Annotated in this window: 15 protein-coding genes and 1 tRNA gene; 10 read left to right on the top strand and 6 right to left on the bottom strand. The window is 64.8% G+C overall.

What is annotated here, in order from left to right; all coding sequences use genetic code 11:
- The first annotated feature begins 251 nt into the window (after nucleotides 1-251).
- The 6 genes from glpA to ACW5W4_RS03875 all read left to right on the top strand — a co-directional run bounded on the left by glpA (nucleotide 252) and on the right by ACW5W4_RS03875 (nucleotide 8,722).
- A complete protein-coding gene (gene glpA / locus ACW5W4_RS03900; protein ID WP_456688485.1) occupies nucleotides 252-1,916 on the top strand; it encodes an anaerobic glycerol-3-phosphate dehydrogenase subunit A in 1,665 nt (554 codons plus the stop codon).
- Nucleotides 1,913-3,241, top strand: a complete 1,329-nt coding sequence (gene glpB, locus ACW5W4_RS03895; RefSeq protein WP_456688484.1) for a glycerol-3-phosphate dehydrogenase subunit GlpB — start codon at nucleotides 1,913-1,915, stop codon at nucleotides 3,239-3,241. Before glpA ends, glpB begins: the two co-directional genes overlap by 4 nt.
- The gene (gene glpC / locus ACW5W4_RS03890) at nucleotides 3,241-4,443 is read left to right on the top strand and encodes an anaerobic glycerol-3-phosphate dehydrogenase subunit GlpC (protein WP_456688523.1); all 1,203 of its coding nucleotides are present in this window, start codon (nucleotides 3,241-3,243) and stop codon (nucleotides 4,441-4,443) included. The genes glpB and glpC overlap by 1 nt, the downstream gene beginning before the upstream one ends.
- 219 nt (nucleotides 4,444-4,662) lie before the next feature.
- On the top strand, nucleotides 4,663-5,577 hold the full coding sequence (pbpG, locus tag ACW5W4_RS03885) for a D-alanyl-D-alanine endopeptidase (protein WP_456688483.1): 915 nt from the start codon (nucleotides 4,663-4,665) through the stop codon (nucleotides 5,575-5,577).
- A gap of 429 nt (nucleotides 5,578-6,006) precedes the next feature.
- On the top strand, nucleotides 6,007-7,293 hold the full coding sequence (locus ACW5W4_RS03880) for a D-amino acid dehydrogenase (RefSeq protein ID WP_427262755.1): 1,287 nt from the start codon (nucleotides 6,007-6,009) through the stop codon (nucleotides 7,291-7,293).
- Nucleotides 7,294-7,450: 157 nt separating this feature from the next.
- Nucleotides 7,451-8,722, top strand: coding sequence for a DUF2254 domain-containing protein (locus ACW5W4_RS03875; protein WP_456688482.1), 1,272 nt, complete (start codon nucleotides 7,451-7,453; stop codon nucleotides 8,720-8,722).
- Nucleotides 8,723-8,731: 9 nt separating this feature from the next.
- Here the strand turns inward: ACW5W4_RS03875 and ACW5W4_RS03870 are convergent, their stop codons facing one another.
- Together ACW5W4_RS03870 and metE are read right to left on the bottom strand one after the other, a co-directional pair.
- Nucleotides 8,732-9,847: an HPP family protein gene (locus ACW5W4_RS03870; RefSeq protein ID WP_456688481.1), complete on the bottom strand. Its 1,116-nt coding sequence runs from the start codon at nucleotides 9,845-9,847 to the stop codon at nucleotides 8,732-8,734.
- 231 nt (nucleotides 9,848-10,078) lie between these two features.
- Nucleotides 10,079-12,343 (bottom strand): 5-methyltetrahydropteroyltriglutamate--homocysteine S-methyltransferase, encoded by a 2,265-nt coding sequence (gene metE, locus ACW5W4_RS03865; RefSeq protein ID WP_456688480.1) that lies wholly within the window; start codon nucleotides 12,341-12,343, stop codon nucleotides 10,079-10,081.
- Between the two features lie 160 nt (nucleotides 12,344-12,503).
- On the opposite strand from metE, the gene ACW5W4_RS03860 reads away from it, so the two are divergent.
- Nucleotides 12,504-13,415: a LysR substrate-binding domain-containing protein gene (locus ACW5W4_RS03860; RefSeq protein WP_456688479.1), complete on the top strand. Its 912-nt coding sequence runs from the start codon at nucleotides 12,504-12,506 to the stop codon at nucleotides 13,413-13,415.
- Nucleotides 13,416-13,526: 111 nt separating this feature from the next.
- Here ACW5W4_RS03860 and ACW5W4_RS03855 read toward each other — a convergent pair whose 3' ends face one another.
- Together ACW5W4_RS03855 and ACW5W4_RS03850 are read right to left on the bottom strand one after the other, a co-directional pair.
- On the bottom strand, nucleotides 13,527-14,306 hold the full coding sequence (locus tag ACW5W4_RS03855) for a siderophore ferric iron reductase (RefSeq protein WP_427262786.1): 780 nt from the start codon (nucleotides 14,304-14,306) through the stop codon (nucleotides 13,527-13,529).
- 62 nt (nucleotides 14,307-14,368) lie between these two features.
- A complete protein-coding gene (locus ACW5W4_RS03850) occupies nucleotides 14,369-16,510 on the bottom strand; it encodes a TonB-dependent siderophore receptor (protein ID WP_456688478.1) in 2,142 nt (713 codons plus the stop codon).
- A 459-nt stretch (nucleotides 16,511-16,969) separates the two neighbouring features.
- Between ACW5W4_RS03850 and ACW5W4_RS03845 the strand changes: the two genes are divergently transcribed.
- Together ACW5W4_RS03845 and ACW5W4_RS03840 are read left to right on the top strand one after the other, a co-directional pair.
- A complete protein-coding gene (locus ACW5W4_RS03845) occupies nucleotides 16,970-18,490 on the top strand; it encodes a sensor domain-containing diguanylate cyclase (protein WP_456688477.1) in 1,521 nt (506 codons plus the stop codon).
- Nucleotides 18,480-20,003, top strand: coding sequence for an EAL domain-containing protein (locus tag ACW5W4_RS03840; protein WP_427262762.1), 1,524 nt, complete (start codon nucleotides 18,480-18,482; stop codon nucleotides 20,001-20,003). The genes ACW5W4_RS03845 and ACW5W4_RS03840 overlap by 11 nt, the downstream gene beginning before the upstream one ends.
- On the opposite strand, the gene ACW5W4_RS03835 is transcribed toward ACW5W4_RS03840, so the two are convergent.
- Nucleotides 19,975-20,937: an AraC family transcriptional regulator gene (locus ACW5W4_RS03835; protein WP_456688476.1), complete on the bottom strand. Its 963-nt coding sequence runs from the start codon at nucleotides 20,935-20,937 to the stop codon at nucleotides 19,975-19,977. The two genes, ACW5W4_RS03840 and ACW5W4_RS03835, sit on opposite strands and share 29 nt — an antisense overlap.
- A 731-nt stretch (nucleotides 20,938-21,668) precedes the next feature.
- Here ACW5W4_RS03835 and ACW5W4_RS03830 point away from each other — a divergent pair.
- On the top strand, nucleotides 21,669-22,883 hold the full coding sequence (locus ACW5W4_RS03830; RefSeq protein ID WP_427262764.1) for a hypothetical protein: 1,215 nt from the start codon (nucleotides 21,669-21,671) through the stop codon (nucleotides 22,881-22,883).
- A gap of 520 nt (nucleotides 22,884-23,403) precedes the next feature.
- Here the strand turns inward: ACW5W4_RS03830 and ACW5W4_RS03825 are convergent.
- A tRNA-Ser gene (locus ACW5W4_RS03825) sits at nucleotides 23,404-23,491 on the bottom strand.
- Nucleotides 23,492-23,637: the final 146 nt, after the last annotated feature.

The raw sequence follows: 23,637 nt of genomic DNA, 5'->3' as shown, positions 1-23,637 counted from the left end.
ATTTATTTCATCAAACATGAAAACGCCAGCTGAATGCTCGACAACCAAGCACGATGGCGGTCGAACCCACCACCTGAGTGCCGCCATGATAAATCAACATGATTGGTATGGATAGCCAACGGATCCCGGCGCCAGTGGCTCACTCCACCCACAAAACTTTCGATAACGCTCATAAATTTGGTCTAAATCAAACATTTTTGCCCTGACTCAGGCCACACTGGCACCACTGTCAGTAAAAGGGAACGGGCAAGATGAACAGGGTCTCGACTAGCGTAGTCATCATAGGAGGGGGCGCAACTGGCGCCGGTATCATGCGCGACTGCGCCTTGCGGGGCATAGATTGCATCCTGCTCGAGCGCGACGATATCGCCGCCGGCACCACGGGCCGCAACCATGGTCTGCTCCACTCGGGGGCGCGCTACGCCATGACGGATCCCGAGTCGGCCAGGGAGTGCATCGCGGAGAACCGCATCCTCAAACGCATCGCCCGCCACTGCGTCGACGAGACCGGGGGCCTGTTTGTCACCCTGCCCGAGGACGATATCCAGTTCCAGGCGCCTTTCATGGCGGCCTGCGCCGCGGCCGGGATAGAGACCCGCCAGCTCGAGCCAGGGGAGGCCCTGCGCCTCGAACCCAGCGTCAATCCTGCCCTGATCGGCGTCATACAGGTGCCTGATGGCACCGTCGACCCCTTTCGCCTGGCCAGCGCCAACGTGCTCGATGCCAGGGAGCATGGCGCCCGCCTCTTCACCCACTGCAAGGTGGTGGGGCTGCTGCGCCAGCAAGAGAGGGTGCTGGGGGTGCGCGCCGTCAACCTGCGCAGTGGCGAAGCCGTCGAGATCCTGGCCGAGCAGGTGATCAATGCCGCCGGCATCTGGGGTCAGCAGATCGCCGAGTATGCCGAGCTCGGCATCCGCATGTTCCCCGCCAAGGGCTCCCTGCTCATCCTGGATCACCGCCTCAACCAGTGCGTGATCAACCGGGCCCGCAAGCCGGCAGACGCCGACATCCTGGTGCCCGGCGACACCATCTCCCTCATCGGCACCACCTCCAGCCGCATCGATTACCAGGAGATAGACCGGCTTGCCGTCACCCAGGGGGAGGTCGAGGTGCTGCTGCGCGAGGGGATCAAGCTGGCGCCCGCCATGGCCAGGGCCCGCCTGCTGCGCGCCTATGCCGGGGTGCGTCCCCTGGTGGCGGTGGATGGCGACCCCTCGGGGCGCAACATCAGCCGCGGCATAGTGCTGCTCGATCACGCAAGCCGGGATGGTCTGGAGGGGTTCATCACCATCACCGGGGGCAAGCTGATGACCTATCGACTGATGGCCGAAATGGCCACGGATCTGGTGGCCAGCAAGCTTGGCAACGACAAGCCCTGTCGCACTGCCCAGCTCCCCCTGCCCGGATCCCAGGATCCCGAACGCCACCCGGCCCCCGGCCTGTCGAGGCCGGTCAAGGGCGCGGCCGAATCGCGCCATGGCGAACGGGTCATCGCCTTCTTTCAAGACAACCCCAGGGCCAATGCCCTCATATGCGAATGCGAAATGGTGACGGCCGGGGAGATAGGGTATGCCCTGCGCGAGCTGGCGGTGGACAACCTGGTGGATCTGCGTCGCCGCACCCGCCTCGGCATGGGGCCCTGCCAGGGGGAGCTGTGCGCCTATCGCGCCGCCGGCCTGATGCACGAATACGGCAAGGCCGACGGCCAGGGCGCCTGCCAGATGCTGCGCGACTTCCTGGAGGAGCGCTTCCAGGGGGTGAGGCCCGTGCTCTGGGGCGATGCCCTGCGAGAGACCGAGTTTACCCACTGGATTTATCAGGGCTTGTGCGGCCTGGCCCCTGAGCTGGCGCCGGCCCCCGGGCCCCAAGACGCCCCCTTGTCCCCCAGCGAGACCTATCAAGGAGCATCCGCATGAGATTCGATACCCTCATCATTGGCGGCGGCATGGCGGGCCTGTGCGCCGGGCTGCGCCTCGCCGAGGCGGGCCAGAAGACCCTGATCATGGCCTCGGGCCAGAGCGCACTGCACTTCTCCTCCGGCTCGGTGGACCTGCTCGAGGGGGAGGGCGACCCCTACGCCGCCCTGCCCGCCTTCCTCGCCGCCAACCCGGCGCACCCCTACGCCAAGGTGGGCCCTGCCAACATAGCGGCGAGCCTGGCCGATCTGCAGCGCCACTGCGCCGCCCAGGGCCTGCCCCTCTATCACGAGCAGCACAACCACCTGCGGCTCACCCCCCTCGGCACCCTGAAAGCCACCTGGCTCTCCCCCCGCAGCAGCGCCTGCATCGGGGCGGCGCCCGCCCCCTCCGCCATCATGCTGGCCACCCTGGCGGGCTTTCGCGACTTTCACCCCGCCCTGGCGGCGGCCAATCTGGCGCGCCATCCCCGCCTGGCCCACAGTCGCCTGCTGACGGGGGAGATAGACCTGCCCCAGCTTGGCACCTTCGGCCGCAATCCCCACGAGTGCCGCTCCGCGGATCTGGCCCGGCTGTTCGATCGGCAAGACGCCAAGGGAGAGGTACTGCTGGCCGCCCTGGCCCAGGAGATCCGCCGCCTGCTGCGCGAGCACCAGGCCCCGGATGACTGCCAGCTGGTGCTGCCCGCCTGCCTCTCCCAGGGGCTGGTCGGCTCGCGGCTCGCCGCGCTCGAACACCAGTGCGGCTGCACCCTTCGCGAGGTCGCCACCCTGCCCCCCTCCCTCATCGGCATGCGGATGCAGGAGGCGCTCACCCGCCGCTTCGTGGCCCTGGGGGGCACCTTCCTCACCAGTGAGCGGGTCTTGGGGGCCAGGGTGGCAGGAGACAGGGTGCTCGGCGTCCACAGCCAGAACGGGGACGATCTCCTGTTCGAGGCGGATCACTTCGTGCTCGCCAGCGGCAGCTTCTTCAGCCGTGGCCTGACCTCGCGTCTTGGCGGCATTGACGAACCCATCTTCGGGGCCGATGTGCTGAGCCTGGCGGATCGCGATGCCTGGGCCGGACGCCGCCTGTTTGGCGCTCACCCCTTCATGGGGTTCGGGGTCAAGACCGATGCCCAGCTGCGGGTCCTGCGTGGTGGCAAGGCCCTCGCCAACCTCTATGGCGCCGGCAGCGTGCTGGCCCACTATGACCCCATCGCGGAGGGATCCGGCTCCGGGGTGGCGGTCGCCACCGGCTGGCAGGTCGCCGGCCACATACTGGCCCGGATGGGGGGCACCCCGTCCGACTCGGCCGCCCACCCGCTCGCCAGGGAGGCATCATGATGCCGCTAGACCATGCCAACCACTCCTTCGATCAGTGCATCAAGTGCACCGTCTGCACCGTCTACTGCCCGGTGGCCAAGGCCAATCCCGCCTATCCAGGCCCCAAGCAGGCCGGCCCGGATGGCGAGCGGCTGCGCATCAAGGATCCGGCCCTCTATGACGAGGCGCTCAAACATTGCACCAACTGCAAGCGCTGCGAGGTGGCCTGCCCGAGCGGAGTGCCCATCGGCGACATCATCGCCCGGGCCAAGCACCAGTACGGCGGCGTCAAGCCGGGGGTGCGCGAGTTCGTGCTCTCCCACACGGATCTGATGGGCAGCCTGTCCACCCTGATGGCCCCCCTGGTCAACTTCACCACAGGCCTCACCCCCGTGAAGCGGGTGCTGGACAAGGGGCTGGGGGTCTCCTCCCACCGCGACCTGCCCAAGTACTCCCAGGGCACCTTCCGCGGCTGGTACAAGCGCCAACAAGCCACCCAGGCCAGCTACGGCCGCCAGGTAGCCTACTTCCACGGCTGCTATGTGAACTACAACCACCCCCAGCTCGGCAAGGAGCTGGTGCGGGTGCTCAACGCCATGAACATAGGCGTACAGTTGCTGGCGCGGGAGAAGTGCTGCGGCGTGCCGCTCATCGCCAACGGCTTCATGGACAAGGCCAGGCGCCAGGCCGCCTTCAACATCCAGCAGATGGAGAGCACCCTGCTCGGCAACGAGATGCCGCTGCTGGCCACCTCCTCCACCTGCGGCTTCACCCTGAGAGACGAGTACCCCCACCTGCTGGATCAGGACAACCGCAAGGTGCGGGATCGCATCTCCCTGGTGACCCGCTTCCTGTGGAACGAGTTCAACAAGGGCAACCAGCCCGCCATGAAGCCGCTGGACTTGCACATCGCCTACCACACCCCCTGCCATCTGGAGAAGATGGGAGGGGTCATCTACACACTCGAGCTGCTGCGGGCCATTCCCGGGGTCAGAGTGAGCGTGCTGGCGTCCCAGTGCTGCGGCATCGCCGGCACCTATGGCTTCAAGTCGGAGAACTACGCCACCAGCCAGGCCATCGGCGAGGGACTGTTTGATCAGATAAACCGCCTGAAACCCGATCTCGTCATCACCGACTGCGAGACCTGCAAGTGGCAGATAGAGATGAGCACCCCCTTTCGCTGCGAGCACCCCGTCCATCTACTGGCACAGGCCCTGGCCTGACCATGGCAACCCCCTCGCCGGTGATCCGGCGCGGGGACATCTGCCCTCATCTTGCGCTGTTTTTCAACAAGATAGGTGCCAGGCGAGCATCGAACTGACCCCGCTCGCCCCGGGGTCAACTTATATTTAATCACTTCAAGGCGGCGGGGATTGCGGCGCGACAGAACCCGACATATAACTGAGAGGTTGATTTCGGTTTTTTTCACGCGGTAAACCATCATGATGCTATCTTCCCTTGCCAGAATGCTGCTCGGTGCCTTGCTCCTTCCCGTCAGCCTGGGGGCCTTCGCCACCCCTTTTCTCAATCCCCCCTCGGCCCAGCCCGCTCAGCAAAAGGGATTTCTCGAGCGGCGCGATGATCCCACCCTGAGTTCGGCCGCCTTCGTCATTGCCAATCCCCGCACCGGGGAGATCCTCTCCGAGCGCAACGGCAACCGGGTCATGCCGATCGCCTCCATCACCAAGCTGATGACGGCCCTGGTGGTGCTCGATGCCAACCAGCGCATGAACGACATGATCACGGTGAGCAAGGCCGATATCGACCGCATCAAGGGCACGGGCTCGCGCCTGGCCATCGGCTCGCGCCTGAGCCGGGCCGAGATGCTGCACATCTCCCTGATGGCCTCGGAGAACCGCGCCGCCTCCTCCCTCGCCCGCTACTACCCGGGGGGTCAGCGCGCCTTCATCGCCGCCATGAATGCCAAGGCCCGCATGCTCGGCATGTGGCACACCCGTTTTGCCGACAGCACAGGCCTCAACCCCCGCAACGTCTCCACCGCCCATGATCTGGCCAAGCTGGTGGCGGCGGCCTCCGCCTACCCTCTCATCCGCCAGTACACCTCGGCCCAGCAGCATTATGTGCGCACCGGCAAGCGCCAGCTCCACTATCGCAACTCCAACCGCCTGGTACACGATGCCAACTGGCAGGTGCTGGTCTCCAAGACCGGCTATATCCGCGAGGCGGGCCGCTGCCTGGTGATGGAGGCGAGGATCAACCGCGAGCCCATGATCATGGTGCTGCTCAACGCCGACACCTCGGGGGCCAGGGTCGCCGATGCCCAGCGCGTCAGGAGCTGGCTGGAGAGCGGCAATCGCACCACCCTGGCCCGCACCACCGCCTTCAACAAGCAGTAAGCCGGCTCCGGATCTGCCAGCCTTGCCACGACAGAGTCCCGACAGGGGCTTTTTCGTTATCCGGGCCACGCTGAGAGGGCGCAGCCCCCTGACCCCCATGCTTGCCTCCCCTCCTGTCGCCCCGCCGCGCACCATGAAATGACTCATTCAACCCTCTTCTTCCCCCATCGGCGAGGACCAAGGGGACAGGCTGCTATTGAGCAGATTATTCATAGTAAAAAAATGGCAACACGATATGTTGCAACATCATCACCGCAACGAATAACAAACCAGTAAAATATGTAAAGTTAGCGGTATATCATATTTTTTTGATGCAACATTTGCCGATTGCGCTGCCAGTGATAACGTGAGTGCCAGCCGGTCACCCTGGGGACCGGTTTTGATGGAAACGGCCGCCCCGCCCTGACGCGGACGCCGTGATCCCTGACATTGAAAGCGCGCAGCGAATACAAGGATGGTGCGATGAAGATAGTGGTTCTGGGAGGTGGCGTCATTGGGGTGACCAGCGCCTGGTATCTGGCCAAAGCGGGCCACGAGGTGACCCTGCTCGAGCGCCGCAGCGGAGTGGCGCTTGAAACCAGCCACGGCAACGCGGGGCAGATCTCCCCCGGCTATGCGGCCCCCTGGGCGGCCCCCGGCATTCCCCTCAAGGCGGCCAAGTGGTTGCTGCAAAAACATGCCCCCTTCACGGTGCGCCCCACCTCGGATCCCTTCCAGCTGCGCTGGATGCTGAAGATGTTCGCCAACTGCACCCCGGCGGCCTATGCCACCAACAAGGGGCGCATGGTGCGTCTGGCCGAATACAGCCGCGACTGCATGAAGACGCTGCGAGACGATCTCGCCCTGGACTACGAGGGGCGCCAGCTCGGCACCCTGCAGCTGTTTCGAAGCACAGCCCAGCTCGAGGCGAGCAAGCGGGACATCGCCGTGCTCGAGGAGTACGGCGTCCCCTATGAGTCGCTCGATGCCAGCGGCTGCGAGGCGGCAGAGCCTGCCCTGGCACGGGTGCGCGGCAAGGTGGTGGGCGGGCTGCGCCTGCCCGGGGACGAGACGGGGGACTGCTATCGCTTCACCCGCGCCCTGGCTGCCGAGGCCGAGCGGCTCGGGGTCAAGTTCGTGTTCGACTGCCCCCTCGACGAGATCGAGGTGCAGGGGGGACGCGCGGTGGCGGTGCGCGGTGGCGAGCAGCGCTGGCAGGCCGATGCCATCGTCTGCGCCCTGGGCAGCTATGCCACCGGCTTCCTGCGCCCCCTCGGTCTGGATCTGCCTGTCTACCCGGTCAAGGGCTACTCCCTGACCCTGCCGATGACCAATGGTGACGCGGCCCCCCGCAGCACCGTGCTGGATGAAACCTACAAGGTGGCCATCACCCGCTTCGACGAGCGGATCCGGGTCGGCGGCATGGCCGAACTGAGCGGCTTCAACCTGGCGCTCAATCCCAGGCGCCACGACACCCTGGCCATGGTGGTGCGCGACCTCTTCCCCGAGGGGGGCGATCTCGCCCGGGCCGAGTTCTGGACAGGTCTGCGTCCCATGACGCCGGACGGCACTCCCCTGGTGGGGCCGAGCCCCATCCCCGGGCTCTGGCTCAACACCGGCCACGGTACCCTGGGCTGGACCATGGCGGCGGGTTCGGGTCAGCTGCTCAGCGACCTCATCAGCGGCCAGACCCCGGCCATCAGCGACGAGGGGCTGACCCTGGCGCGCTACGCCTGAGGCTTGAGTCCCGTCAAAACAGCAAGAGGAGCGGCCACGGCCGCTCCTCTTCGCTCAGCCCGGCGGGGCCGCTCACGGGTCAGGGCCCCTCGAGGTGATTGCGGCGCCGCCCGGAACACCCTAGGCTGGGGTGTCCCCATGCGCCACAGGAGTGTCCATGTCATTTATCCCCTCCCGCGATAGGATCCGCTTTCTGCTCAACCGCCTGCGCGAGCGGCTCTGGGTCAAGCCCCTGGCCATCTGCCTGCTCTCCATCCTGGGCGCTCTGGCCGCCAGACTCGCCGACCACGCGGGGATAGGCCGCTTCCTGCCCGCCATCACCAGCGAGGCGCTGCTTTCCTTGCTCTCCATCATGGCCGCCAGCATGCTGGGGATCGCCACCTTTGCCGTCGCCTCCATGGTGGCGGCCTACGCCTCCGCCAGCAGCGCCGCCACCCCTCGCAGCGTCAGCCTGGTGATCGCCGATGACGTGTCGCAAAACGCCCTCTCCACCTTCATCGGCGCCTTCATCTTCAGCGTGGTCGCCCTGATGGGGGTCAAGAACGGCTACTTCGAGCTGGCGGGCCGTTTCACCCTGTTCCTGCTCACCCTGGTGGTGCTGGCCATCGTCATCCTGATGTTCGTGCACTGGGTGGATCGCATCGCCCGCCTGGGGCGTCTGGGCACCACGGTCAACCGGGTGGAGCAGGTGACCCACGACGCCTTGCAGCGTCGCCGCCTCTCCCCCTCCCTGGGGGCCCACGCCGCCGACGGCACCCCGATCGGGGGCCTGCCGCTGGCAAGCCCCGAGGTCGGTTATGTGCAACAGATTGACATGGCGCGCCTCCAGGCCCTGGCCGCCGAGATGGATACCCGGGTGCAGATCCTGGCCCTGCCGGGCACCCTGGTGGCGCCGGGTCAGGATCTCGCCCTGCTCCACGGCTGCCCGGAGCCGGCCAGGCTGGACAGGGCAAGGCTGGCGGGCGCCTTTCAGATAGGACGGGAGCGATTGTTCGACGAGGATCCCCGCTTCGGCCTGGTGGTGCTCGCCGAGATAGCCGGGCGCGCCCTCTCCCCCGCCGTCAACGATCCCGGTACCGCCATCGGCATACTGGGCACCCTGGTGCGCCTGTTCGTGATGTGGGACGCCCCCCTGCCACAGGCTCAACGGGACGAGGGTGCCCTCCTCTACGACAGGATCAGCGTGCCGCCGCTGGCCATGGCCGATCTGTTCGATGATGCCTTCACCGCCATCGCCCGGGACGGAGCCGCCACCGTGGAGGTGGCCCTGCGGCTGCAAAAATCCCTGCAGGCACTGACCCACGGCAGCCCGGCCATGGCCGAGGCGGCGCGCCACCATGGCAGGCTGGCCCTGGCCCGCTGCGAGCTGGCCATGAGCCTGGAGGCGGACAAGGCGCTGATCCGGGCCCAGGCTCCCTGTGCCGACTGAAGGCGCGGATCAGGGGCGCTCGGCCCCGGGGTCCGGGCGCAGCGCCAGGTTGAACAGGGCCGCCACCATGTCGGACTGGGTGATGATGCCCACCAGCTGAGTCCCTTCTACCACCGGCATATGGTGCAGGCCGCCGTCGGAAAACGCCGTCACCAGGTCGTACAAGGGCTGGTAGCGCCGCGCCGTCTGCACCTCCCGGGTCATCAGCTGTGCCACCGTCAGGCTCGCCAGCGCCCCCACCGCCCTGGGCTCGGCCAGGGCGGCGTCGATCAGCAGATCGTGCAAGGTGATGATGCCCGCCAGCCCCCCCGCCCCATCCACCACGGGCAGGGCCTTGATCTGGTGGTGGGAGAGGCGTTGCCACGCCGCCAGGGCGGGCTCATCTGGCCCGACCACCACCAGATCCCGCGACATCACGTCCTGTACCCGCACTGTGCCCACTCGCCCCCGCAGGGCATGCAGCTGGGCCTCCTGCAACAGATCCCGCAGATCCTCGCGGCTGATGTCGAGCAGCTCCCCGTGTTTTTGCAAGGCGAAGTCGATGTCCCTGGCCTGGGTGGCCAGCCGCTCGCTCGGCTGGGGATCCCGGGTCTGGTGTGGATGGGGCGCCGCCCTGCCCGTGTTGGGGTAGCGTCGCCCCAGCAGCCGGTTGTAGAGCAGGGCCATGGCCAGCAGCAGGAAGGAGTTGATGAGCACGGGGATCAACACATAACCCATCCCCAGGCTCGTCACCCCTTCGCCGCCGATCACCGCGGTCAACGCCACGGCGCCGCCGGGGGGATGCAGGCTGCGGGTCAGGAACATGGCGGCGATGGCCAGCATGACGGCGCCGCCGGCGGCCAGGGCCGGATCCGGGATCACGCTCGCGGCCAGCACCCCCATCAGGGCCGAGACGCCGTTGCCCACCAGGATGGACCAGGGCTGGGCCAGGGGGCTGGCCGGGGCGGCGAACAGCAGCACGGCGGAGGCCCCCATGGGAGCGATCAGCCAGTGGGGGCTCACCCCGAGCCACCACTGACAGAGCAGCTCGGTCGCCACCAGGCCGATGAGGGCACCGAGGGCGCCATAACAGCTCTCTTTGAAGCTGGTGTTGGTTGATACCGGGAAGAAGTCTCTGATCTGCATGGCACGTCCGAACGGGATAAGATTCATTTAAAATGCGCAATTGTAACGGCATCCCCACCATCAACGCCAGCCCGTGGCGGGCCACCCAAGGGCAAGCGGGAAAGGCCCTCACGCGGGAGGCTCGCAGGGACGGCGCCCTGCCTTCTCCCGTGATGCAAAAAAGGGGAAGGCTTGCGCCTTCCCCTTTCGTCATCTCAATACTCTGTTGTGGCTGGCCGCGGTGGCTGTTGCTCAGGCCAGCTCGGCCCGCAGTGCCTTGGTGGCATCGACCATCACCCTGAGGGCGGCTTCCGTCTCTTCCCAGCCGCGGGTCTTGAGGCCGCAATCCGGGTTGACCCAGAGGCGCTCCGCCGGGATCTGTCTGGCCGCCTTGCGCAGCAAGCCTTCAATCCAGCCCTGGCTCGGCACGTTCGGGGAGTGGATGTCGTACACGCCCGGCCCGATCTCGTTGGGGTAGTTGAAGCGCTCGAACGCTTCGAGCAGCTGCATCTGGCTGCGGCTCGTCTCTATGGTGATGACATCGGCGTCCAGGGCCGCCACCGCCTCTATGATGAGGTTGAAGTCGCTGTAGCACATGTGGGTGTGGATCTGGGTGCTGTCCACCACCGGGCTGGCGCTCAGGCGGAAGGCGCGCACCGCCCAATCCAGATAGGCCTGATGATCCTGCTTGCGCAGGGGCAAGCCTTCGCGGATGGCCGGTTCGTCGATCTGGATGATCTTGATGCCGGCGGCTTCGAGATCTGCCACCTCGTCGCGAATGGCCAGGCCGATCTGCAGGGCGGACTGCTCGCGGCTCACGTCTTCCCGGGGGAAGGACCAGCAGAGGATGGTCACGGGGCCGGTCAGCATGCCCTTCACCGGCTTGTCGGTCAGGCTCTGGGCAAACTGTGTCCACGCCAGGGTCATGGGGGTGGGGCGGTCGATGTCACGTGTGATCACCGGCGGCTTGACGCAGCGGGAGCCATAGCTCTGTACCCAGCCGAAGCGGGTGATGGCAAAGCCGTCCAGCAGCTCGCCGAAATACTCCACCATGTCGTTGCGCTCGGCTTCGCCGTGCACCAGCACGTCCAGCCCGATGGCCTCCTGGCGCTCAATCGCATCCTTGATCTGGGCCTGGATGCCCGCCTCGTAGGCCGTGTCGTCGATGCGACCGGCACGCCAGTCCTGGCGCAGCACCCGGATGTCGGAGGTCTGCGGGAAGGAGCCGATGGTGGTGGTGGGCAGCAGCGGCAGCTTGAGATCCGCGCGCTGCGCCTGGGCCCGCTGCTGGTAAGGGCTGTGGCGGTTGAACTCGGATTCGGTCAGCTGGGCCAGACGGGACTGCACCCCTTGCTTGTGGACCCGGCTGTCGGACTCCCGATCGACGATGGGCTGGCTGTAGGCCGCGATCTTGTCCAGGGTGCCGCCGTCCAGGTAGTCGGCCAGCAGTCCCAGCTCGTAGCACTTTTGCAGGGCGAAGGCGAACCAGCTGCGGGTCTGGGGATCCAGCTCGTGCTCCAGGGTCAAATCCACCGGGCTGTGCAGCAAGGAGCAGGAGGAGGCGACCCAGAGGCGCTCGCCCAGCTTGGCTTTCAATGCCTTCAGCGTCGGCGCCAGCTTGGCCAGGTTGGCACGCCAGACGTTGCGGCCGTTGATGACGCCAGCGGAAATCACCCACTGGGCCGGCAGGTGCGGCACCAGGGTCTCCAGCTGCTCGGGGGCCGCCACCAGATCCAGGTGCAGGCCGTCCACCTTCAGGCTGGTGATGATGTCGCGCTGATGGGCCACGGATCCGAAGTAGGTGGTGAGCAGCAGCTTGCAGGGACCGCTCAGGCGCTCATAGGCATTCAGATAGGCCAGGCGCCACTCGTCAGGCAAGTCCAGGGCCAGGGCCGGCTCGTCAATCTGCACCCACTCCACCCCTTGCGCGGCCAGTTTGGCCAGGATCTCCTGGTAGACGATCAGCAGGCGATCCAGCAGTTCGAGACGGGAGAAGCCGCTCTCTTTCTCCTTGCCGAGCCAGAGGTAGGAGACAGGCCCCAGCAGCACCGCCTTGACCGGCAGACCCAGGGCCTTGGCCTCCTCCACCTCGTCAAACAGCTGGCTCCAGCCCAGCTTGAAGCGCTGGTCGCGGCCAAACTCGGGCACCAGATAGTGGTAGTTGGTGTTGAACCACTTGGTCATCTCGGCGGCGGCCGCGGCCGGGCCGGTCGGCGCACGGCCACGGGCCACCCGGAACAGGGTGTCGAGGTCGGTATCGCCGTGGCGGTGGCGTTCGGGCACCGCATCCACCAGCAGGCTGGTCCCCAGCACCTGATCGTACCAGGCAAAATCCCCTACCGGCAGCAGGTTGACCCCGGCGGTGCGCTGGGCCTGCCAGTGGCGCTCACGCAGGCTCTTGCCCACGGCGACCAGTTCAGCCTGGGTGGTTTCGCCACGCCAGTAGGATTCGAGGGCAAATTTCAGTTCGCGCTTGGCGCCGATACGGGGGAAACCGAGGGTGTGTGCACGTGTCATGGGTCAATTCCTTACGCTCATTCATCTGATGGGAAACTGGATGATTTAGCCATCCAGATGTTTACACATCTAGAATGGCGAGATAAGGTGACCCTGGCTATTGAATCCTCTTCAACTGGCTCTCAAATAATCCTCAACTGTCATTCAAGGGAGACGTGCCATGGCGGTGCCAAATAATTCAGGCTTGGAGATCAAGCACTTGAAGACGATAACGGCCCTGGCCGAACAGGGCTCCCTGGCGGGGGCGGCCCTGTCCCTCAACCTCACCCAGTCCGCCCTCTCCCATCAGTTGAAAGAGCTGGAGACCCGCCTCTGCCTGGAGCTGTTTCTTCGCAAGAGCCGCCCCCTGGTGCTGACGGCGGCGGGCCAGCAGCTGCTCCATCTGGCGCGCCAGGTGCTGCCCGCCCTGGCCCAGACCGAGAAGCAGTTGCAGGCCCTGCACAGCGGCGAGGCGGGCCGGCTGCACCTGGCGCTGGATTGCCACAGCTGCATCCAGTGGCTGCTGCCGCTGTTGCCGGACTTTCGCCGCCAGTGGCCCGGGGTGGATCTGGAGGTGGAGTCCGTGCCGGGCTTCGACGCCCTCACCGCCCTGCTCGGCGGCCAGCTGGACTTGCTGCTCACCTCGGACGTGCAGGCCCGCGGGGATCTCCACTTCGAGCCGCTGTTTGGCTTCGAGCTCACCCTGGTGATGGCGCCGGAGAGCCTCCTCTGTCACCAGATCCGGATCACCCCGGAGGATCTCAAGCAGGAGGTGCTGCTGGTCTATCCGGTGGAGCGGGCACGGATGGACGTGTTCAGCCGCTTCCTGCAACCGGCCGGGGTGGAGCCCAAGCGCTGCAAGCCGGTGGACAACACCTCCGTCATGCTGCAGATGGCCGCCGCCGGGCTCGGGGTCGCCGCCCTGCCCCGCTGGGCCAGCGAGGAGTTCGTGCGCCAGGGCCTGCTTGAGGCCCGCCCGCTCGGGGAGGGGGTGCGCCGCCACATGTATGGCGCGGTGCGGGCCGCCGATCGGGATCAGGCCTGCCTGCAGAGCCTGTTCGAGCGCATTCGCGCCAAGATGGGAGAGCGCTGAGCCCGGGCCACACCCCCCCCCCCCCGGGGGGGGGGGTTGTTTGCCTGGCTACCGACCATCAACCCGGACGACGGCGTCTTGCACGGCTATCGACCAGCAGACGATAGCGCCTCAGGCGCCGTCATCGCAGCTTGCGGCCCCCTGGCGCCTCGGGCAGTTGCCACAGAGATCGCCATCCCGGCGCTTGTAGTGCAGGCAGCAACGTTGGCGCACATAGCCGGGCAGCAGACCAGCCTGGGGCAGCGAGGCCGGGCGCCAGCCCGCCAGGTGCCCGGCAGGCAGGTCGCAGGCGGCGAGCCAACGGGGCGCATCCTGGCTCACCCGCTCGCGGCTCACCTCGGGAAAGAAGTCCGGCACCCGGGCCAGGGCCACCAGCAGATCGTCCGCCAGGAGCGGACGCACGAAGCCGGGTCTGAGCCGCTGTACCTCGGCAAACGTCTCGAACAGGGCCTGCCAGTGGCGCTGCAACCGCCGCCCCGCCTCTTGGATCAGCGCCGCGTGCTCCCCCTTGACCATGGGCTCTGGCGCCAGCGCGACGCCGCACACCAGGCCATCCTGATACCCCATCCCCATCCGATCCAGGGCCGGCAGGGCCGCAAACCGGTAGACGGCGATCACCGCCAGGTAGATGGACTGCCAGCAGAGCATGCCCCAGCTGCGGGTCAGCCAGTAGGCGGGGCCCGCCTCCGGGTGGGCCTGGCGCCAGTGCGCGAACAGCGCGGCCATCACCTCGCCGCTGTTGCCATGGGGCGAGGCGCTAAGCAGAGCCCAGGGCTCCTCCGCCGCCACCAGCCGCCCCTTGAGGGAGGGGATGATGGCGGCAGCCGCCGCAAACAGGGCGTCATGCTCCCCTCGCAGGTCGCTGTCTGGCTGTCCGGTGGCGCGGGCCAGGGCGTGCTGGCGGGCGAAGCCGGGAGTGGGGGCATGCCCCGGATGCGTGCCGGGGCGCAGGGTCAGAATGCGTATTTGAGTCGAGCCTCCAGGTTGCGCTCTGCCCCGAACCAGCAGTTGTTCTGGTCGTAGCAGGAGTAGTAGGTCTGGTCGAACAGGTTGCTGGCGCTAACGGAGGCCTCCACCCCTTTCAGGCGCTGGCTGAGCCGGCCGAGATCGTAACTGGCGGCCAGGTCCATCAGCAGGTAGTCCGGCACCTTGTCGGTGTTGGCGGCATCGAGCTGGGTCTCCCCCACGTAGCGCAGGCCGGCCCCCAATCGCAATCCGGCCGCGGCCCCTTGCTCCAGACGGTAGTTGCCCCACAGGGACGCGGTCTGATCCGGCACCCAGACCGGGGTCTTGCCCTGCAGGCCCGAGCTGTCGCGGGTGATCGCCATGTCGATCAGGGTGTAACTGGCGCTCAAGTCCAGGTTGCTGGCGAGATCGATGCGCCCCTCCAGCTCCACTCCCTTGGAGAGGGTCTCCCCGGTCTGCAGCTTGGGCCCGTAGACGTTGTCCGGATCCGTGACCAGGGCATTTTTCTTGGTGATCCGGAAGGCGGAGAGGGTGACCATCTTGCTCATGTCCTCGGAGAGAAACTTGAGCCCCCCCTCCCACTGCTGACCGGCGGCGGGATCGAACGCCGCACCGTGCTTGTCCGCCCCCGGCACCGGCTCGAAGCTCTCGGCATAGCTCACATAGGGGGAGATGCCGCCATCGAGTTCATAGAGGGCGCCGAGGCGCAAGGAGAGGTTGTCCTGATCGATGCGGGCCAGGCTGCTGCTGGCCGCCCCGGCGTAGAGGCTGTGGCTGTCGGTGTCCATCCGGTAGCTGTCATAGCGCAGCCCGGCGATGGCCACCAGCCGATCGAGGCGTACCTGATCCTGCAGATAGACCCCGGTCTGGTGCTGCTTGATCTGCTTGCGGTCCTGATAGACAAAATTGAGGCTATCGGGGTCAATCTGGCTGTGATTGGGGTTGAAGATATCGATGTCCCCCGCGTTGTAGTCGAGGGTGTCCCGATAGAGCACATCCGCATCCAGGTACTGATAATCGACCCCGAGCAGCAGGTTGTGCTGGGCGGCGCCGGTCTGCACCTTGCCGGAGAGCTGGTTGTCGATGACAAAGCCTTTCGACGCTTCATCGGTGAGATAGGCGTTGCGTGACAGGGTGCGATCGTCGCCCGCCAGGGCCCCGTTGTAGGTGTTGCGCTGCCTGGCGGAGGCGTCCATGTAGCGGGCATTTTGCAGGAACTGCCAGTTCGCGCTGAAGTCGTGGCTCAGCTTGTAGCCGAGCAGGGTCACATCCCGGTTGTATTGATTCCAGTGCTGGTCACCGAGGAAGGTGTCGCTGCCAAGCTCGCCCTGGGGGTTGGCCTTGACCGATCCCTTGGCGGGGACAGTGGTGTAGATCCCCGCCTCGGGGTCTTTCTGGTAGTAGAGGTTGAGGTTCAGCAGGGTGCGCTCGCCGAGCTGCCAGTCCAGGGACGGCGCCAGCACGTAACGCTCTTCTTCGGAGGTCACCGCCTGGCCATCCTTCTCCCGGGCCAGTCCCACCAGGCGATAGGCCAGTTGCTCGTTGATGGCGCCGGTGCTGTCGAGGGTCAGCTCCTTGAGGGTGCCCGTGCCGGTCGCCACGCTGACGCTGTGCTTGGCGTCCCGCTGGGGGCGCTTGGCGATGAGGTTGACCATGCCGCCCGGGGGCATGCTGCCGTAGAGCACCGAGGTCGGCCCCTTGAACACCTCCAGCTGCTCGATGGCCACCGGATCTATCTGGGGTTGCAGGTTCCACTCGTTGTATTGCAGCAAGAGGCCGTCATAGAAGTTCTGGTAGTTGTCAAAGCCGCGGATGTTGAACAGATCCAGCCGGTTGACCGCCCCGCCCCTCAGCTCGGTGTTGACCCCGGGCACGTAGCGCAGCGCCTCGCTCACCGAGCTGACGCCCCGCTGGGAGAGGGTCTCGCCATCCACCACCGAGATGGCCTGGGGCGTTTCGATGGGATCGAGCCGGGTCTTGGTGGCCGTGTTGCGATAGGTCTGACCCAGCACCGTCAGGGTCTCTGGCACTGCGGGCTGGGTCGTGCCGGCCTCGGCCAGTGCCTGGGCGGCAAACAGGGTGGAGAGGGTCGCGGCGACCAGGGTCAAGGGGGGGTGAGTGGCGTACATCTGATCCTCGAATGCAATGATTGAATAGTAACAAATATCATTTGCATTTTAATCAGCTATTTTTCGGCAAACTTGGCATTTTGGGGCATGTTGACGGAAAAGAGGCGAAGGAAGGAGGCGAGGCGTGAGCCGGCAGGGCCTCATCCGAATTCCACCTGGCGGCCCCACCATCTCTCACATGGCACTAGTCAGCCCCCAGTGATCAATGGCAGGCCCCGTCAGACACACCGACCACAGTGTTTATCTCTACGCATTAAGGTTTATTGACTTAAAAAGTCTTTATATTCAGAAGTTAACGTTGATGAAAGCCGTTTTTCAGCAAGGAAATACTATCAGGAGAAAAGTCCTTTCTTCCGGCGGCTTGATCCGGGTCAAGCACTATTGATAAAGATGACTATAGTATGCGCCTCCCCTGTATCAGCCCGACCCGAGACAACACAAGGCCACCAGACCGCACTCATGAACAACATCATCAGCAAAGACCTGCACTGCAACACCCAGCTCAATATCACCTTCGGCGTGATCGTGCTGACCCTGCTCATCGCCCTGCTGGGCGTCAGCTACAGCATCCAGAACTCCGCCGAGAAGAAGTATCACCAGGTGGCTGCCATGTTCGTTCACAACATGGCGACCCAGTTTATCGAGCAGCAATTCAAGCCACTGGAACATGCCCTCAGCGAGACGGGTCACTTTGTGAATGAGCAGAATCTGCAGGCCTTCCTGACCGACCCTCACTCTCCCCTGCGTCTGGAGCTGATGCAGACCTTGTCCCTCACCCCGAACGTGGTGAGCATAGCGGCCGCCGATCTCCAGGGTCATTTCAACTCTGTGCCCCATCTGCCGGCCGGAGCTGAACTCGATGCCAGGCAGAGCCCCTGGTTCAAGCCGTCCGCCTCCCGCAATCTGTTCGTCAGTTACACGGCGCACTATCCCAGCCTCTTCAGCGACCACCATACCGTCTCCATCTCCCAGCCCATCCTCGATCGGGAGGGCTTTCCCCTCGGCACCCTGGCCATGGATCTCAATCTCGAGCACCTGAGCTATCCCCTGCGTCAGCTGAAGAGCCCCGTCAGGGGAGAGTTCCATCTGGTCGATCGGGCGGGCGACACCTTGCTGCATTCGGACGTGGGCAATCTGTTCAGGCGCCATGTGGAGCCATCTCTCGTCAAGCAGATGACCAATGGTGCAGGTCATCTCTTCGACGCCGAGCGCCAGGCCCACGTCTACTACTACTCCTTCTCCAATCCAGACTGGTTTGTCATCTACACCGTCAGCGACGACGAGTTCAAGCAGGCCAGCCACAGTGAATCCCGGCAGTTGCTGGTCGCCATGGCCGGCTGTCTGCTGATCTGTCTGCTGTGCTGGGGCTCGCTGCGCCACGCCCTCAACCGGATGATCGTCGAGATCGTTGCGACGCTGCGAGTGGGACGCATCGACCTGAGCAAACCCGGCAACCTGCTGCGTCAGGAGATAGACAGTGGTCACCGCCAGATGCAGGAGGCCGTCACCGCCTCCACCACGGATGCCCTCACCGGCCTGTTCAATCGGCGCAGCTTCGATCAGGATCTGGCCATGAACCTGGCCGATGGGCGCCCCTTCTTCCTTGGCATGGTCGATCTCGACAACTTCAAGTCCATCAACGACAGACTGGGTCATGTGATGGGGGACACTGTCCTCCAGGCCGTTGCGCAGGAAGGCCTCAACGCCGCCGGCGAGCGGGCCCGCCTCTATCGCTACGGCGGCGAGGAGCTGGCCATCCTGATCCCGGGGGATGATACCAAGGAGGCCATGGCCCTGCTGGATGGCTGGCGCCTGCGGGTAGGGGCGCGCCAGTGGCGTGAATCGGACCTGGTGGTGACCTTCTCCGCCGGGCTGGGGCCATGGCGGCAAGAGTCGGCAGAGCAGCTGATCGAGCGGGTCGATCAGGCACTCTATCAGGCCAAACACACCGGCAAGAATCGGGTATTGCATGCCAACTGAAACCCTTTCACAGCGACTTCGCCTGGCCAGCCTGCTCGGCTTCGGCCTGCTGACCGGGCTGGTCCTGCTCAATGCCATGCAAGCGGCCACGGGTCTGCACAAGGACAACAAACGCAGCCTGCATCACGCCCAAGCCATGATTGAGGGGGCCATCAACGACAGCCTGACGCTGGTCGATGCGGCTCGCCCCCTGGCCGCGCAAGCCTGTGAGCAGAACAAGCTGGCGCTGCGGGATCTCATCACCGCCTCCCCCTATGCCAGGGCGCTCTACGTGCTGGAGGGCAACCGGCTGCTCTGTACCACGCTGCACAGGCCCATTTCGTCTCAGAACATGCCCGATTATCTCTTTGGTGATCAGGATCTGATCCTGGCCAGCCACAGCCCCATCACGGGGCAGACCGCCATCCTCTATCGCCAGCGGCTCGGCAAGCGCACCCTGCTCGCCGAGCTGGATGGCTTTCACATCTTCGGCGCCCTGCAGGCCGTCAAGGGGGAGGACAACCTCTTCTTCATCCTGGGGGATCGGGCCCTGGATGGTCATGGCCGGGCCCAGAAAGCCGCCCCCCTGCTCGCAGGCAAGGGCAACCTCATCTCGAGCCCGCCCGATGATCACCCCTATCGGCTGGTCGCCCTCAATGGTTATCAGCAGATCCTGGCGTTCGCCTGGGATTACAACCGTGACACCCTGCTGGCCGCCCCCGTACTGGCCCTGCTGCTGGGGTTGTTCACCTTCCATCTCAGCGGTCGCGGGGGATCACCACGCCGTGAACTGGCGCGGGCCTTGGCTGCACAGGAGTTCATCCCTTATCTGCAACCCGTGATGAACCGCGATGGCCAGCTCTGCGGGTGCGAGGTGCTGATGCGCTGGGTCCACCCCGAGCAGGGCATGATCTTCCCCGGCCACTTCATCCCCCTGGCCGAGGAGAGTGGCTACATAGTCCCCATGACCCGTCAGCTGATGGCACAGACCCGGGACTACCTGCTCACGGTGGCGGATCGCCTGCCGGCCGGCTTTCATGTGGCCATCAACATCTGCGCCCAGCACTTCAAGAGCCCGGAGATAGTCGCCGAGTGCCAAGCCTTCCTGGATGCCCTGGCGGGCCAGGATATCAAGCTGGTACTCGAGCTGACCGAACGGGAGATGCTGGATGACGACGAACAGACCCTGGCCATCTTCGAGGCCCTGGATACCATGGGAGTCCTGGTGGCCATCGATGACTTCGGTACGGGTCACTCCAGCCTCGCCTATCTAAAAATGTTCCATGTGGATATCATCAAGATCGATCGCAGCTTCATCATGGGCATCCAGGAGGAGGGCCCTTCCCGCCAGATCGTCGAGAACATTCTGGATCTTGCCCGCAGATTGGGGGTGGCCCTGGTGGCCGAGGGGGTAGAAACCCAGGCTCAGGTCGAGATGGTGCACAACTACAACATCGACTATCAGCAAGGCTTCTTCTACGCCAAGCCCCTGCCACCGGCGGAGTTCAGTCAGCACTTCGTCCCGTCGACATAGGGACACCCCGCTCGGCAGGTGCCTGGCAAGGGGCGATGGGCAGCCAGTACTCCATGCGGGCATCGGCCTGCTGACCATTGAAGCCGGCACCATAGCGTTCCAGCTCATAGCCATCGAGCCCCCGATACCCGGAGTCCGGCAACCAGTGCTGGATGAAGCCGTTGAGTGTCTGCGCCAGCCGATGAATGGGTCCCACATGGGTAAGCACCGCATACTCCTGCGGCGGGATGAACAGGGGGGTCAAACCGGCTGGCGGCGCGACCCCCTCCTCCACGAGGAGGCCCGCCCAATAAGGCAGCTGCTGCTCATCATTGGTCTCAGTGACATCCACCACCCCCAACCGTTCGCTGCAAGGCGGTAGATGGGCTGCGGCGTGCAAGGCTCGCCAGATGGCCGGAACCGTCTGCTGAAAGTCGGGCTCGCTGGCAAACAGCCCCCGTATTTCCCCCCTCACCCCGTACAGGGTAACGCCCGGCAGGCTCTCGACCCGCACCTGCAGCCAGCGCCCCTCCCCCGGCCTTGCCGCGATCTGCTGAATGGGCAGACGCAGCCCGATCCGCTGGCCCCGCTTGCGATAGGCCAGGGGCGAGCAGCCAAACTGCTGCTTGAAGGCGCGGCTAAAACTCGCCTCGGCGTCATAACCGTGGCGCAAGGCCAGATCCAGCACCCGCTCACGGCCATCGAGCAGGGCGGCGGCGGCCTGGCTCAGCTTGAGCTCGCGCACATAGGCCGCCACCGTCAGCCCGGTCTCGTTGTGAAACACCCGCTGCAACTGCCAGCGCGACCAGCAGCTCAGCTCGGCCAGCTCGCTGACCGAGAGCGGCGCATCCAGGTGCTGATGGATATGGTTCAACACCCGTTCGATGCGGGTGAAATGGGCGGGCTCGGGCAGACACTTGTCCGCCGGGGCGACAGCATGGAGGAGACGAGACATGGGACTGACCCTGACAACAAGGGGCGTCAGTGTGACATATTCCCCGCGGGCCGGTACAGGGGCCGCGGCAAGCTGTGCAGCTCGGCACACTATCCCCATGACCTAGCGCCCCAGAAGGGGGCCTGGGATCCCCACCAACCATACGTCCAATCAATGAGCATGCTCAGACAAGGTCCACCACCTCGCCCTGCGGTCGCCATGCAGGCAAAAGAGCAGGAACCGAAGAGATAAGGCTTCGATCGGAGCACAGCCATCACCGTCGCCAGAGGAGCCGACCACAGTGTTTCCCGTCCATCTTGCGCCAGGCCATTCTGGCCCAGGGGGTGATCTTGGCGCAGATCTGACATGGCGCTGGCTTGAGTCTTGGGTCTGAACGGTAATGACCCCCAAACCGATATCGGCGCTCATGCCGGCCATCCCTGGCAAGGCGAGAGACGCCAAGGGAAAATTGTCGCGGGCGGATCACATCGTCTCTCCATGGCAGACGCTATACCTATAAGCACGGGGCTTGCTCAAGGCCGCTGTGATTGCACCTACTGCCACCGCAACCATTCGCCGCTATAAACAAACGCCTTTATTGACGGACTTTTCAGCCAGCAAATGCGCGGAGAGAAGAGGCTCCGCCAAGGTGTTCCCATGGCAAACGTCCCCCAATCCAGTCCCACCCGGGTGGCAAGGCGAGTCCGTTCCAGCTGGATGGCACATTCATCGCACACCAAGGTGGTTCCATCATGTCCCATCACAGGCCTGTCACTCCGCCCGACGCCCTCACGACTTCCCTGTCCGACGCGAATAATTTCACCCTGATCCTGGGAGGCCCCCTCTATCAGCTGTGGAGCCGGGCCCACCTTGGCGATATCGAGGCACACATCAGGCGGCGGATCCTCATCCTCTGCGGGATCTGCTGGCTGCCCCTGCTGCTGCTGTGCAGCTGGGAAGGCAGCCTGCTGCAAGGGGTGGCCGTGCCTTTTCTGCTGGACGTAGAGACCCATGTCCGCTTTCTCATCTGCGTCTCTTTGCTGGTGTTCGCCGAGCTTGTCGTCCATCAACGCATCCGGGGGATCGTCAGCCAGTTTATCGAGCGAGGGCTGATCTCGCCGCTCTCCTTGCCGCGTTTTCATGACGCCATCCGCAGCGCCATGAGCTGGCGAAACTCGATCCCTGCGGAGGTCGGGCTCATCCTGTTTGTCTTATCTATGGGCTATTTCATCCGGACCAGCACCTTCACCCTGGAGTCGTCAACCTGGTACGCCCTCCTCCAGGAGGACCGGGCGACCCTGACCCTGCCCGGCTTCTGGTTCTTCTGGGTGAGCAATCCCATCATCCAGTTCCTGCTGCTGCGCTGGCTCTACCGGCTCCTGATCTGGACCCGCTTCCTCTGGCAGGTCTCCCGGATCCCCCTCGCCCTCATGCCGACCCATCCCGATCGCAACTGCGGCCTTGGCTTTCTCGGAGGCTCGGCCTACGCCTACTCACCGCTACTGACCGCATTGGGTGCCCAGCTGGCCGGCTTTATCGCCAACCGGATCTTCTATGATGCCGCCGTGCTGACCGCCTACAAGCCGGAGATCATCCTGCTGACCAGCTTCGGCCTGCTGCTCGTACTGGCGCCTCTGACGGTCTTCGCCCCTCATATTCTGGCGGCCAAGCGTCTGGGGATGCGGGAATATGGCGCCCTTGCCGCAGAATACAGCCGCCGCTTCGAGCGCCGCTGGCTGCGCACGGCGGACAGAGACGGGGAATCCCTGCTCGGCGCCGCCGATATCCAGTCCCTCGCCGACCTGGGGACCGCGTTTGCCGTCATCAAGGAGATCAGGCCCATGCCATTTAACCGGGACATGTTTTTGCAGCTGGTGTTCGCGACTGTGGTGCCCTTCCTGCCGCTGCTGCTCACCCTGTTCTCCTTCGAGGCACTGCTCGACAGACTGATCGGAGTGATCTTCTGATGGATCGGCACAGCAGGGATAAAGGGAGTCATGATGCCTCACCCCGTCGTGGGCGTCTCTTGCCCTAATGACCGCAAGGAGCCTGGTTCACCTCCGGCGGAGAAGCTTCGCCATCCCAGCCCCCGGGAAAAACCCAACGCAAATAGCCCGACCATGAGGTCGGGCTTTCCACTTGTCGATGGGGAGCAGGATCCACCGCTGCGTCCCCCTGCGGGAACGGCCGTTGATCGTTCAGCACGGCAAGCCGTTTCGCTCGCACCCAGCCGAGGAGACTCCCCCCCTCATCATCAGGATGCTATGGCAGCCCCCCAATGCAAAAAACCGACCCAAAGGTCGGTTTCTTTCAATTTGGCGGTGGGTCGGGATTGACTCGCGCCATCCCTGGCGCTCGCCCTGCGGGCAGCCTACGGCGGTCCAAGCGGGCTATCCTGCCCCCTGGTCGAACCAGAATTCAAATCGAGCCGCCCATCACCGGATAAAGTAAAAGGGCCTGTCTTACGACAGGCCCTTTTACTTTATTTGGCGGTGAGGGAGGGATTCGAACCCTCGATACGTTGCCGTATACACACTTTCCAGGCGTGCTCCTTCAGCCACTCGGACACCTCACCAAATTTTTTACTTCTCTGAAGTGGCTTTCGGAGCACGCGTTGCGTGCTTCTATTCCGACTTCGTCGGTGGGCAGCCACTGGGTCGCCTCACCAAATTTCTGCTCATTATTTAATGTGTTTGAGCATCACAATTGTTGGCGACCAAT

Source organism: Aeromonas crassostreae (assembly GCF_054052445.1).
The sequence above is the reverse complement of the archived record's forward strand: the minus strand, read 5'-3'. Positions and strand labels throughout refer to the sequence as shown.